Origin of the sequence: Sphingopyxis sp. Root154 (assembly GCF_001427105.1) — a bacterium.
In the GTDB taxonomy this organism is placed as follows: Bacteria; Pseudomonadota; Alphaproteobacteria; order Sphingomonadales; family Sphingomonadaceae; genus Sphingopyxis.
The window spans coordinates 712694-725499 of the sequence record NZ_LMGI01000003.1 but is presented as its reverse complement, the minus strand read 5'-3'; the positions used below and the strand labels follow the sequence as shown (position 1 = coordinate 725499).

Annotated in this window: 9 protein-coding genes; 4 read left to right on the top strand and 5 right to left on the bottom strand. The window is 65.2% G+C overall.

The features are described from left to right. Positions 1-18: 18 nt before the first annotated feature. The 5 genes from ASD73_RS18950 to ASD73_RS18930 all read right to left on the bottom strand — a co-directional run bounded on the left by ASD73_RS18950 (position 19) and on the right by ASD73_RS18930 (position 8400). Positions 19-2526 carry a TonB-dependent receptor domain-containing protein gene (locus ASD73_RS18950; RefSeq protein WP_056374891.1) on the bottom strand — a complete coding sequence of 836 codons (2508 nt, stop codon included), beginning with the start codon at positions 2524-2526 and terminating at the stop codon, positions 19-21. Between the two features lie 2 nt (positions 2527-2528). Then, entirely contained in the window at positions 2529-3461 is a 933-nt protein-coding gene (locus ASD73_RS18945) for a FecR family protein (protein WP_056374889.1), read from the bottom strand. Beyond that, complete coding sequence (locus tag ASD73_RS18940; protein ID WP_056374886.1) at positions 3451-3972, bottom strand: sigma-70 family RNA polymerase sigma factor; 522 nt, start codon at positions 3970-3972, stop codon at positions 3451-3453. Before ASD73_RS18940 ends, ASD73_RS18945 begins: the two co-directional genes overlap by 11 nt. 234 nt (positions 3973-4206) lie before the next feature. Further along, positions 4207-7422, bottom strand: a complete 3216-nt coding sequence (locus tag ASD73_RS18935) for an autotransporter outer membrane beta-barrel domain-containing protein (protein ID WP_056374884.1) — start codon at positions 7420-7422, stop codon at positions 4207-4209. 126 nt (positions 7423-7548) lie between these two features. After that, positions 7549-8400, bottom strand: a complete 852-nt coding sequence (locus ASD73_RS18930) for a class I SAM-dependent methyltransferase (RefSeq protein WP_056374882.1) — start codon at positions 8398-8400, stop codon at positions 7549-7551. Between the two features lie 152 nt (positions 8401-8552). Here ASD73_RS18930 and glk point away from each other — a divergent pair, with 152 nt between their 5' ends. The 4 genes from glk (at position 8553) to ASD73_RS18910 (ending at position 12793) form a co-directional block, all read left to right on the top strand. Further along, entirely contained in the window at positions 8553-9524 is a 972-nt protein-coding gene (glk, locus tag ASD73_RS18925) for a glucokinase (protein ID WP_056374880.1), read from the top strand. 77 nt (positions 9525-9601) lie between these two features. Next, complete coding sequence (locus ASD73_RS18920) at positions 9602-10342, top strand: gamma-glutamyl-gamma-aminobutyrate hydrolase family protein (protein ID WP_056374874.1); 741 nt, start codon at positions 9602-9604, stop codon at positions 10340-10342. Positions 10343-10460: 118 nt separating this feature from the next. Then, positions 10461-11834, top strand: a complete 1374-nt coding sequence (locus ASD73_RS18915; protein ID WP_056374872.1) for an aspartate aminotransferase family protein — start codon at positions 10461-10463, stop codon at positions 11832-11834. Between the two features lie 20 nt (positions 11835-11854). Continuing rightward, on the top strand, positions 11855-12793 hold the full coding sequence (locus ASD73_RS18910; protein WP_056374871.1) for a DUF808 domain-containing protein: 939 nt from the start codon (positions 11855-11857) through the stop codon (positions 12791-12793). Positions 12794-12806: the final 13 nt, after the last annotated feature.

Sequence of the window (12806 nt, the reverse complement as noted above, 5' to 3'; positions counted from 1 at the left end):
AGAATTGTCGGCGTCGCTTTAATAGGCGACGTCGACGGCGATCCGGAGCGTGCGCGGGCGAAGCGGGGTGAGGAAGCCCTCATTCCCCTCAAGGAACGGTGTTCCGAGCGAAAAGCGATTGCCACGCGAATCGAAGAGATTTGTGAGCGTAAGCGACAGGCCGCGACGTTCGTTGCCCACCCGCATCGCAACCCCGGTATCGATATAGTCACCCTGGCTTTCGCCGAGCACCGGCCCGATTCCGAGCCGCGACGGGCCGATATAATTGGCCCAGCCGTTCACGCGGAAATCCTCGTCGCCGATCATGGTCGCGTAGTTGACCGACCCGCGTACCGCGTGGCTCGCGACATTGGGGATGCGTCCGAGACGGCCCGGTGCGGCGTCGAACACCGGCAGAATCTGCGGCGCGAGATCGTCGACCCGGCTATGGTTGTAGACCGCGCCAAGTTCGAAGGTCAGCGCAGCGGTCGGCCGCATGGCGACCGCCCCCGAGAGGCTCGTGATGCGGCCGTCACCGATATTGGCGGTGGTCGGGAAGCCCGTGCTGTCGATGAAGTCGGCCTGAATGTTGCGCCAGCGGCTGTGCGAAATCGAAATGCTGGCGTCGAGCAGGTTCTGCCCCTTGTCGCCGAAACGCATTCCCGCTTCCCAGGTGCGGACCTGGTCGTTGAGGAAACGCCGCACGAAATTGCCATCGACCGCGAGTCCGCCGGGGCGAAAACCTTCCTGATAGCGCGCATAGAGCCGGACATTGTGGAGCGGCGTCGCGAGCAGCGAGAAGGACGGCAGCAGGTCGGTTTCTTTGCGTGAAGCGGTCGTCGCACGATTTGCCTGTGCCAGGGCAAAGGACACGCCTTCGGCCGCGCCGCCGAGCTTCGCATGTGACAGGCGGACGCCGCCCGACGCGATCAGGTCGGGCATCACTTCGACGGTTGCTTCGGCATAGCCGGTGAATTCCGTGATCTTGTTCGTCACGCCGGGCAGGATTGCGCGCAGCGGGCCATAGCCATATTCGCGGTCCTGCCGCGCGCGATTGTCGATAAAGCTGGCGCCGACAACCCAGCCAAGGCCGTCGCGATATGGGCGCGACAAGCGGTTTTCGCTGACGAACATGCGTGTCGCATTATGCTGGTCGAGCACGCGTGGAACATCGTTCAGCGGAATGACCTGGATTGGCGCGAACAGGCGCTCGACATCGACTGTTCCAACCGACGGCGGAGCGGATACGCCTCCGTTGGACATGTCGGTTCCTTGCCGCGCTTCGGGCAGGCTGGCGTCGAAGCGTTCGAACAGGCGGTGATCGATATAGGCATTGGACGACTGGAAATGCAGATCGTCCCAATCCTTCATCACGACGACCGTGCCCATGCCGTAGCGCGCGGTCGCATTCTGTTCGACCATCGAGTTGCGGGTGAGCGGCGCGCCATTCTTGTCGGCATATTGGGCGTCATCGGAGGTGATCGCCTGATAGACGCCGCCCAGATCGATCGTCCAGTCATCGCCCGCCTCGAACCGGAAGGTGCCGCGCCCGCCGCGGACATGCACGCGGTTGACGTCGTTCTGGCCGCGCAGCGGATTGTCGATATAGCCGCCGTCGGTGAGCATATAGCCGACAAGGCGCAGCGCGTGCCCGTTCTCGCTGACGGGGATATTGGCGATGGCGGCGATGTCCCCGCCGGGGTCGCCGTGCTGGGTGATCGAGAGGCCGGCGATCGCCTGAACCGTCATTTCGCGCGGGTCGGGGGCTTTCGGGATGACACGGATGATCCCGCCGAGCGACCCGGCGCCATAAAGCGTGCCCTGCGGCCCTTCGAGGATTTCGACATTGTCGATGTCGTAGAGGCGGAGATCCGGGTCGGGCGCATTGTAGCTGAGCCGGATGTCTCCGAGATACTGGCCGACGGTCGATTGCGTCGGGCCGGTGAAGCTGGAATCGGCAATGCCGCGAATGAACAGCTTGTTGCGCCCCGAACCCAGGTGGGTCGAGGAGACGGTGGCGGTTCGCGACAGAATCGAATCCATCCCGCGCTCACCGCCAAACGCCAAATCGCCGCCATCCAATTTGGTGACGACGCCGGCGAAGTGCGAAAGGGGCAGGTCGGTCTTCGACGCGGTGACGATGATTTCGTCCCGCGCCGCGGCGACCGCATCTTGCGAAGGCTCGCGTGCCCTTGGCTGGGGGGTGTGTCGCGTTGCCGGTGCCGGGCGTGCGGCGCGGAAGGCGGCAGGGCGGCGCTCGATACGCCAGCTCGTCGCGCTGACCCGCACGGCGCGCGCGTCGGACCCCGCGAGCAGGCGCCGGATCGCCTCTTCGACACTCATCCGCCCGCGCACCGGTTTGACGCGGCCCTGCCACAGTTTCGCGTCGCCGACGCTGATGCTGACCCCGGCCTGCCGGCTGATGACGGGCAGCGCCGTCGACAGGCTGCCTTTGGGCACGTCGAACGCGCGCTCCTCTGCCGCCTGCGCCTGCGCGGGCAGGCACAGCGCTATCGCTGCTGCGGCAAGGGAAAGGCGCGGGCGCATGGTCAGCGGGTCAATATCCAGCCATCACCTTGCCGCTCGGCCCTCGTTCCCGACAGCGCGGCAAGATCGGCGATCGTGCGGTTCCGGTTCTTGTCGATGATCAATGCGCCGCGGAACGACAGGTCGCTCGCTTCGGGCGCGATACGGACTTGCATTCCGGCGGTGCGCTTCAAATCCTCGGCTACGACGGCGAGGGGCGTGCCGTTGTAGACGAGCAGGCCGCTGCGCCAGCCGCCGATGCTGGCAACATCCACATCCTGCACGACCGGGGGCTGGCCGTCGCCATCGCGAGCCTCGATGCCCTTGCCGGCGACGAGGCGGACCTTCTCGCGATCGGGGTTGTAGAGGACGATGCCTTCGGACACCGCGACCGACGTCTGGCGATCGCGGCGCACGACATTGAACGCAGTGCCGAGGTCGACAATCTTTGCGTCGCCGGTTTCGACCACGAACGGGTCGTTGTCGCGGTGGACGACATGGAACATCGCTTCGCCCGATTCCAGCCGGGCAAAGCGCGGCCGATCCTTGTCGATCTCGATCACCGAGGCGCCGTTGACCTCGATCTTCGACCCGTCGGCGAGCGCGATCGTGCGATGTTCGCCCGCCACTGTCTCGATCCGGCTATCGTTGCCGAACAGGCCGAGGCTCGACAGGCTGATCGCGCCGACCAGTGCCGCGGCCATGGCGCCGCCGAACCAGGCGCGTCGTGACGGACGGCGCGGCGTTTCGGGTACGATCACGATCGACGGTTTGGGCGCCGCGGGCAGGGCGTCGAGGTCGCGGTCGAGGCTCGCGACCGCGTCATAAATCGCGTTATGCTCCGGATTCTCGGCGAGCCAGTCGGAAAAGCCATCCCAGTCGTCGAAAGCGGGGTCGCGCTGGCGGATCAGCCAGTCGATCGCGCGGGCTTCGGCGTTTGTCGCGTCAGCTTGCATCGAACTGCCTCCGTATGGTGGCGAGCGCCGCATAGACCTTGCGTAAATCGGCTTCGACGGTGCTCAGGCTGACCCCCATTTCACTGGCGATATCGCGTTGATGGATGCCGTCGACGCGGAATCGGCGAAAGATGCGTGCGGGTCGCTCGCCGGTCGCGGTGATCGCGGTTTCGACGAGCGCCAGCTGCTCGCGCGAGATTAGCGAGGTCTCGGTCGACGGGCTTTCCGCCGCGGCGGCTTCGCCCCACGCCTTGTCGCGCAGATCGCTCTGCCGGGCCGACCGATAGCGGTCGAGCATCAGATTGTTCGCGGCGCGCATGATATAGGGGAGGGGGTCAGCGATCGGGCCGGTGCGTCGGTCGGTTAGTCGCATCCACAGATCCTGGAACAGGTCTTCAGCTGCATCGCCAGCACCGCGCACTTCCAGAAAACGCACGATGCGGTCCCGGTTGGCGAGCAATACGCCTTCAATGCCCTGGGTGGCGCCGGTTCGATCACGCGACTCTGTCATGGATTGCTTGCTTTGGAACGCCATCTTCTGTCGATAAGCGCCGTTTCGCCCCGCGCCATACGTCCCCCTGATGACGCCGTCATATAGCGTCCACGCTCGGCCGCGCAACTGCGGCGCTTGGAAAGAGGGGGTGGACCGTGCAAGCATCTGTTTCTTTGTTTCTTTATCCCAAGGCAAGGGGGAAGCGTGGGTAGGGGTAACGCTTCCCCCTTGCGGGCGGGGCCGGCCGGGGGGCTAGAGGCCGACCCGCAAGCTCGCACGGAAAGCCCAGCCGATATGGCTTTGCTGTTCTTCCGCAGACACTTCGCCGGCGACCTGGAAGGCCGAATTGCCGGCGATGCCACGGAAACGGCCGACCCAGCCGCTCGTGCGATCATCAGGAACAAGGGTGAAAGGCGTGCCGTTCTTGAACGACGCCGTCGTCGTGCCGAGGGTGCCGCTGACGATCTGGCGGCGGCCGCCTTCGAGTTCGAAGCGCGTCCACCCGTCATATTCGTCGGCACCGCCGAAATCGAGGCCGACGGCGACGGTGCCCGACACGGCAAGTTCGTCGCTGTCACGGCCCAGTACCTTGAGGTCGAGCGCGTCGCCGCCGCCGGTTTCCTGGTAGCCGTCTTCCTTCAACTTGAAATAGTCGACCGCGACCATCGGGCGGAAGCTCAGGCCGCCGACGCGTGTGTCATAAGCCACCGAACCCGACGCCGACCACAAGGTGCCGTCCCACTTGCCCTTCATCGTCTTTTCGATGTCCTCGGCGCCCGCTTCGGCGCGGAAGATGCGCGTGCCTTTCAGGCTGATCGGCGCGCCCGAAACGCGGGCACTCGCCATGAAGCCGTCGGAGCGCAGACGCCAGTGCAACGCGCCTTCGAACTGGCTGGTGCTGACTTCGTTGGCGTTGCTGCCATTGCCGTCCTTGCCGTTGAGAAAGGCAATCGAGCCGCCGAAGTTGCCGAGGTTGCTCTCGATTTCTGCGCCCGCCGAAATGCCCCAGCCGCTCACGTCATAGCTCGCGGTGTTGCCGACGCCTTTCGACGTACCCCATACGGCCTGGTTGACCCAATAACCCCATTTGCCCTCGTCCTGATACGGGGCGTTGGGGTCCTGCAGGTAGCGCGACAGTGCGCGCGAGCCCGAGGTAACGGTTTCGAAGACGCCGCCTTCATGTTCGGGCAGCATCTGGCCAAGCTGGTTGTGGAACTGCTCGCCGTCGGTGATGCCGAGGAAGACGTCCTCGATCTTCTGGTCGGCGACCACGGCGTCGAGTACCGCGTCGAACGCGCTCGATTCCGAGCGATTGAGCCCGAGTTCGCTGGTGCTCTTGCGCGACACATCGACGATCAGCTGGGTCGCATTCGACGTCAGCGTGCCCTTGTAGAGGAAGGGCAGCAACGTCTGCGATGCGGTGAGGTTGCTCGCGCCGGTGAGCGTCCCTGCGGTCAGCACGATATGCTGGCCCTCGGCCTTTTCGAGGCTCGACAGCTTGAGCGCGAGCTTCGATTCAGCGCCGAAGCTGGCGTTACCCGTAACCTGAAGATTGGTGCCCGTGGTCCCGGTGTCGAGCAGGACGCCAAGCGTGCCCTTTTCGGTGATCGCGAGCGACGAAATCGTCGCGGCGCCGCCGACGTCGAAGGTGCCGCCGGCGACCGAAACCGCCAGGCCCTGCGAATTGGCGAGCGTGCCCGAGAAGATCGAGGTGCCGCCGATCGTCAGCGTATCGGCGCCGCCGCCAAAGTCCGCGAGACCCGTGAACTTCGAGGTGCCGGCGAGCGTCATCGTGTCGCTACCGGCGCCGAAGCGGGCGTTGCCGGCGTAGGTCGCGTCACCCGACAGCGCGAGCTTGTTGTTGCCGGCACCGAAGAAGCTGTTGCCCTTCACCGACCCGTCAGCGATGTCGAACACGTCGTTGCCGCCGCCGAAACGGACGTCGCCGACGATGCTGGGGGCGGCGATGCCTGCAGCGACCGCGGTCTGCTTGACCGTTGCGCCATTGTTGTTCGCCGACAGGTCGATCGCGATGTTACGATCGGACGAAGCGAGAGCGCCGGTGGCGCTGATCGTGCCGCTGTTTTCGACCATGCCGACCGTGCCCGACAGATCGACGATGCCGCGCGCCGTGCCATTGTCGCCGCCGGTCTTGGCAGTGATCGAACCGCTGTTGCGGATTAGCGGGACATTGCCTCCGGCCTCGACCAGAACCGCGGTTGCAACCGCACCTGCGGCGTTGCCGCCGGTCGTCGCTTCGATCTTGCCCGCGTTGCGGAGTTCGGGGGTCGTCGCACCGCTGCCGATGCGGATTGCGGTTGCCGCCGTGTCTTTCGACAGCGCCGTCACGCTGCCGGTCGCACCGATGCCGATGCCGCCCGCGATGGTGACCGCACCGCCGAGGCCGCCGATCTGCAGGCCGTTGCCGTCCTTGCCGGCGTAGAGGCCGTTGCCGAGCACCGCGCCGTCGATGATGAGGCCGAGGCCGGTGCCCGTTCCGGCGACCGGCCCGATCGTGACGGCGCGGTCGGCCGAGCCGATGCGGATCGCGGCGGCCGAACCGAAGGAGCGCACGACGGCGTTTCCTTCCTTGTCGTCGTCGATGCCGTCCTTGTCCTCGTCCTTGTCGTCGGGCTTCGTGTCCTTGGGCGCGACGGCGAGGACGATGCCGCCGGAGACATTGCCTTCGATCGACAGCGCGCTGCCGCTGATCAGCAGGTCATCGGCGTCGAGCTTCGACGGATCGGCAGGCGGCGTCGTGAAGCGGTAGCCGGTGGCGGTCAGGTTGCCCTGGACGACCAGTGCGCCGGTGACGTTGCCGGCAACCCGCGCGCCGATCGCATCGACGCCCTGTGCGCTGATCGTGCCGGCGAGGCGGACGTTGCCCGTGACATCCTGCAGCCCGACACCGAGCGCGCGGTCGCCGATGACGCTGATGGTGCCGTCATTTGTGAAATTGCCGGTCAGCGGCCCGCCGAGGCGGATGCCCGCCGAATTATTGCCTTCGATCGCGATCGCCCCCGAGTTGACGATATTGCCGGTAAAGGCGCCTGCGGTCGCGATGCCGACGCGGTTGCTGCCGATCGCAAAGGCGCCGTCGATGTCGCCGTCATTGTCGATGTCGGTCGGCGCATAGGTTTCGCCTATGGTAATCTTGCCGGTCGCGCTGTTGGTGATCCCGCCCGACGTGCCGGCATTCGCAAGGATGCCCGTGGCGCCGTCGACGTTGCTGAACTCGATCGTGCCTTCGTTGACGACCTTGTGATTGCTGTCGATGGTGACAGCCGGCCCGGTGACAGTCGGCTTGATCGAGCCAGCTGCGACGATCTTGATGTCGTCGGCGGCGCCCGATTTGATCGTCGACGTCCGCACCGGCGCCGTGGTGGCGGTGCTGATGGTCGTTTCGGCATAGGCGGCGGTCGAAATGAGGGTGGCCAGGCAGGTGGAGGCCAGCAAGGTTTTGCGCATTGGGTTCCTCTTGAGATCGGGGCCGGGATGTTTTCCCGGCGACAATCACAAGACGGAGCGGTGTCGGCGCAGCCTTGGAAAAAAATTGCCTCACTCGCGCCGCGCGCAGAAGCTTGCCGAGCGCGGCTAATTCCGTGCAGTCACAATCCACGCGGCGCCGTCGATCTGCACCGACGTCTCTCCGGGGCGTTTCGCGAACGCCGCGCGAACAGCTGCCGCCGATTTCGCGCGAATTTCGTCGGATTGGTCGGCAAGCGCGCGCGACAGCGGCCCCACCTGGAAAGCCATGTCGAGTGCATCGTCGATCGCCTCTTCGCGCGTTGCGCCGCGGCCATAGGAAATACTCGTGTCTAAGGGCGTGATGTCGATCGCGGTAAAGCCTGCTGCCGCAAGAATATCCGCGACCTTCTGCCGATCGCCAAAGGCGAAAGGCCCGGGGGCATTCGGATCGGCAGGCGCCGGCTGCACGATGTCGCGGATCGCCGCCATCGGCAGCCGGACCCAGTCATTCTCCTGCGCCCCGCGCCAGCACACGAACGCCAGCCGCCCGCCGGGTTTCAGTGCCCGGCGCATATGCGCGAAGGCTGCAACGGGCTCGTCGAAGAACATCACGCCGAACCGCGAGAAGAGAAGGTCGAACTTTCCTGCGGGCAGGGGGGCCGTCGCGGCATCGGCGCATCGGAATTCAACTGGCATGCCCGCAGGGGCAGCGGTGCGGGCGATCTCGACAAGCTGCTCCGATATATCAATGCCGAGGACGTGGCCGCCGGGCCCGGCCTGTTCGGCAAGCGGAAAGGTCGAGGTGCCCGATCCGCTACCAATATCGAGAATCTGTTCGCCCGGCCGGGCATCAGCCGCCGCGATCGCGGCCTTGCCGAAATCCTCGAGCATCACATCCAGCCGCGCCAGATTCGCGGCCCAGCGGTTGCCGCTGTCGCCGTTCCAGTCATGTGTGGGGACGGTCTCGACATCGGACATGCGCTTGCTCCTTTATTGCGAATAATTCGCAACTACGTCAAGGTCGGGCCGAGCGCAAGGCTTCTCCGAATAGCTATGCCCTGTTGCATCGCTCCCGGCCATGCGACATTCCACGGGCAGGACCGGCCGCGTGGGACCGGCAAGGGAGAGTCATGAGCGAACAGATCGTCACGGTGGACATCGGCGGCACGCATGCGCGCTTTGCTATCGCCGAAGTCGGAGGCGGCCGCGTCCTGTCGCTCGGCGATGTCACGACGCTCCATACAAAGGACCACGCAAGTTTCCAGACCGCCTGGCAGGATTTCGAACGTCAGCAGGGTGGAACTTTGCCGCGGGCGGTTGCGATCGCCATCGCGGGGCCGACGCGCGGCGAGATCATCCGCTTCACGAACAATCCGTGGATCATCCGCCCGGCGTTGATCAACGAGAAGCTGAACGTCGATCGTTATGCGCTGGTGAATGATTTCGAGGCGGTCGGACATGCCGTTGCGCAGGCCGACGAGAGCTATTTCGAGCGGTTGACGGGCCCCGACGAACCGCTTCCCGCGACCGGGACGATCACCATCATTGGCCCCGGCACCGGCCTTGGCGTTGCGCATATCTGGCGCGACGGCGCCGACTATCGCGTCCAGGCGACCGAGGGGGGGCATATCGACTTCGCGCCGCTCGACAGCATCGAAGACGCGATCCTCGCACGGCTACGCAAGCGCCACCGACGCGTGTCGATCGAACGGATCGTGTCGGGACCGGGAATCGTCGACATCTACGAAACGCTGGCGGCGCTTGAAGGGCGCGCGATCCCGCGGCTCGACGACAAGGCGATCTGGACCAATGCCCTGGCCGGCGGGGACAGCCTTGCGGCGGCGGCGGTCGATCGCTTTTGCTTGTCGCTGGGCAGTGTCGCGGGCGACCTCGCGTTGGCGCAGGGCGCCGGCGGGGTTGTCGTTGCGGGCGGGTTGGGCTTGCGTATCCGCGATAGCCTGGTGCGTTCGGGTTTCCCCGAACGATTTATCGAAAAGGGGCGTTTCGAAGGCTTTATGTCCGCGCTGCCGGTCAAGCTCATCACCCATCCGCAGCCGGGGCTGTTTGGTGCCGCGGCGGCGTTCGCGCGCCAATACGCCTGAACCCGCAAATTCCGCTGGCATCGGGCCACGAAAATCGGCAGCAATGATACTTCAATTTTTGAAGGATTCTACGCCAAGTGTCCGCCCGTCCCGTCCTCGGCATCATCGCCTGCAACCGACAGGTCGGCGCCGAATATGCGCAGGCGGTGATGAACCGTTATGCGAAGGCGGCGATGCGCCATGCCGATTGCGCCGCGCTGCTGATTCCCTCACTTCCCGACTATATGCGCGCCGACGAGATCGTCGGGCGGCTCGACGGCGTTTTGCTCACCGGCTCGCCGTCGAACGTCGAGCCGGCCCGTTATGGCGAGGATAGCCAGGGGGAGGGGCCGTTCGATCCCGACCGCGACCGCATGATGCGCGATCTGGTAGATGCGGTGATCGCGGCGCAGCGGCCCTTGTTCGGCATCTGCCGCGGGTTTCAGGATATCAATGTCGCGCTCGGCGGGACGCTGCGCCGTGATACCGCGACGAACGGCGAACTGCTGCGCCACCATACCCCCGACGGCACATTGTTCGACGCGATGTTCGATCATCGCCACCATGTCGATCTGGTTGAGGGCGGGATGTTGGCCTCGGCCTATGGCGCGCCGTCGCTCGACGTGAATTCGGTCCATTATCAGGGCGTCGGGCGGCTTGCCGACGGGTTGTCGGTCGAGGCGCGCGCCCCCGACGGGCTGGTCGAAGCGTTCAGTGCGCGACCGAATGGCGCGCCCTTGCTCGCGGTGCAGTGGCATCCCGAGTGGTCGGTCGACGGCAACGAAGAGAGCCAGACCTATTTCCGCCTGCTCGGGCAGGCGCTGCGGGGTGCGCTGTGAACCGGCACGTCACCCGCTATGACCGCTATCTCGCGCGGCTCTGCTTCTCCCCCTGATCGACGGGAGTCTTTCCCGTCGTTTCGCCGCCCTGCGCGGTTTTCAAGATCAGGAGTTTTCCATGCCCCGCAATCACGACATTGCCGAACTGCGCCGCCTCGACGTCGCGCACCACTTGCCCGCACAGGCCGACTGGGCCGAAATCGAAAAGCTTGGCGGCAGCCGCATCATCACGCACGCCGAGGGCTGCTATATCCACGACGGTGACGGCCACCGCATCCTCGACGGCATGGCGGGCCTGTGGTGCGTCAATGTCGGCTATGGCCGCGAGGAACTGGTCGAGGCAGCTGCAGCGCAGATGCGCGAGCTGCCCTTCTACAACACCTTCTTCAAGACCGCGACGCCGCCGACCGTGATGCTCGCGGCAAAGATCGCCAGTCTGACGGGCAATCGCCTGCCGCACATCTTCTTCAACGCATCAGGCAGCGAGGCGAACGACACGGTGTTCCGGATGGTGCGCCACTATTGGAAGCTGAAGGGCGAGCCGAAGCGCACGGTTTTCATCAGCCGCTGGAACGCCTATCACGGCTCTACGGTCGCGGGCGTGTCGCTCGGCGGGATGAAGGCGATGCACGCGCAGGGCGACCTGCCGATCCCCGGCGTCGAGCATGTGCGCCAGCCCTATGCCTATGGCGAAGGGCAGGGGATGACCGAGGAGGAGTTCTGCGACGCCTGCGTTCAGGCGATCGAGGACAAGATCCTCGAAGTCGGCCCCGAAAACTGCGCCGCTTTCATCGGTGAGCCCGTGCAAGGCGCCGGCGGCGTGATCATTCCGCCGAAGGGCTATTGGCCCAAGGTCGAGGCGGTGGCGCGCAAATATGGCCTGCTGGTGGTCGCCGACGAGGTCATCTGCGGGTTCGGGCGCACCGGCAAGATGTGGGGGCATGAGACGATGGGCTTCACCCCTGACCTGATGCCGATGGCGAAGGGGCTTTCGTCGGGCTACCTGCCGATTTCGGCCACCGCGGTCGCGGCGCATGTCGTCGAGGTGCTGAAGACCGGGGGCGATTTCGTTCATGGTTTCACCTATTCGGGGCATCCGGTCGCCGCGGCGGTCGCGCTCAAAAATATCGAAATCATCGAACGCGAAGGCCTCGTCGAGCGCACCGGCAGCGTTACTGGCCCGCATCTCGCCAAGGCGCTCGCGACGCTGAATGATCATCCGCTCGTCGGCGAAGCCCGCTCGATCGGACTGCTCGGCGCGGTCGAGATTGTTGCCGACAAGGAAACGCGCGCGCGTTTCGGCGGCGCAGAGGGAACGGCGGGGCCGATGGCGCGCGATGCGTGCATTGCCAACGGGCTGATGGTGCGCGGCATCCGCGACAGCCTGGTCATGTGCCCGCCGCTGATCATTTCGACCGAGCAGATCGACGAGATGGTTGCCATCATCCGCAAATCTCTCGATGAGGTGCTGCCGAAACTCCGCGCGCTTTAAACAGGAAAGATCAAACCCCTATGCCCTCCGGCCTTTTTGCCCTGCTCGACGATATTGCGACGATCGCCAAGGTCGCCGCGGCGAGCATCGACGATATCGGCGCCGCGGCGTCGAAGGCCGGGGTCAAGGCGGCGGGGGTGGTGGTCGACGATACCGCGGTGACGCCGCGTTACGTCACTGGCTTCACCCCCGACCGCGAGTTGCCGATCATCTGGCGGATCACCAAGGGATCGATCTTCAACAAGCTGGTGCTGATCCTGCCCGCGCTGCTGCTGCTGTCGACATTCGTGCCATGGGCGATCACGCCGCTGCTGATGCTCGGCGGCGCCTATCTTTGCTTCGAGGGCGCCGAAAAAGTGCTGCATTCGTTGCAAGAAGACAAGACCAGCCTCGAGGAAGACGCCGAGATCGTCGCCGACAAGGATCATGAGGAATTGATGGTGAAGGGCGCGGTGCGAACCGACTTCATCCTCTCGGCCGAGATCATGGTGATCGCGTTGAACGAGGTTCTCGACGAGCATTTCGCGATGCGCGCGGCGACGCTCGCGGTGGTGGCGGTCGCGATCACCATTGCGGTTTATGGTGTCGTCGGGCTGATCGTGAAGATGGACGACATCGGTTTGCACATGGCGAAAGAGGGCAATAGCTCGCGCCGGGCAATCGGGCGCGGGCTTGTCGCCTTCATGCCCAAGCTGCTCGCCGCGCTCGCGGTGATCGGCACCGCGGCGATGCTATGGGTCGGCGGGCAGATCGTTCTGCATGGCCTCGACGAATATCATATCGGCAACATCGGCCACGGCCTCCACGACTTCGCGCATTCGGTCGCAGGCAATTTGCCCGGCGCAGGATTGTGGGAATGGCTGATCAACGCCGGCGGCGCTGGCGTCTTCGGGCTGATCCTCGGCGGCGTGATCGTCGGTGCGCTCCACCTGCTGCCGGGAAAGAAGGCCGCGCACTAGACGCGGCCGTTCG

What these genes read in the sequence shown, in the direction of transcription:
- glk (WP_056374880.1), top strand. Translation starts at nt 8,553, where the DNA reads ATGAGCGAACAGATCGTCACGGTGGACATCGGCGGCACGCATGCGCGC.
- ASD73_RS18950 (WP_056374891.1), bottom strand. Translation starts at nt 2,526, where the DNA reads ATGCGCCCGCGCCTTTCCCTTGCCGCAGCAGCGATAGCGCTGTGCCTG.
- ASD73_RS18910 (WP_056374871.1), top strand. Translation starts at nt 11,855, where the DNA reads ATGCCCTCCGGCCTTTTTGCCCTGCTCGACGATATTGCGACGATCGCC.
- ASD73_RS18940 (WP_056374886.1), bottom strand. Translation starts at nt 3,972, where the DNA reads ATGACAGAGTCGCGTGATCGAACCGGCGCCACCCAGGGCATTGAAGGC.
- ASD73_RS18915 (WP_056374872.1), top strand. Translation starts at nt 10,461, where the DNA reads ATGCCCCGCAATCACGACATTGCCGAACTGCGCCGCCTCGACGTCGCG.
- ASD73_RS18930 (WP_056374882.1), bottom strand. Translation starts at nt 8,400, where the DNA reads ATGTCCGATGTCGAGACCGTCCCCACACATGACTGGAACGGCGACAGC.
- ASD73_RS18935 (WP_056374884.1), bottom strand. Translation starts at nt 7,422, where the DNA reads ATGCGCAAAACCTTGCTGGCCTCCACCTGCCTGGCCACCCTCATTTCG.
- ASD73_RS18945 (WP_056374889.1), bottom strand. Translation starts at nt 3,461, where the DNA reads ATGCAAGCTGACGCGACAAACGCCGAAGCCCGCGCGATCGACTGGCTG.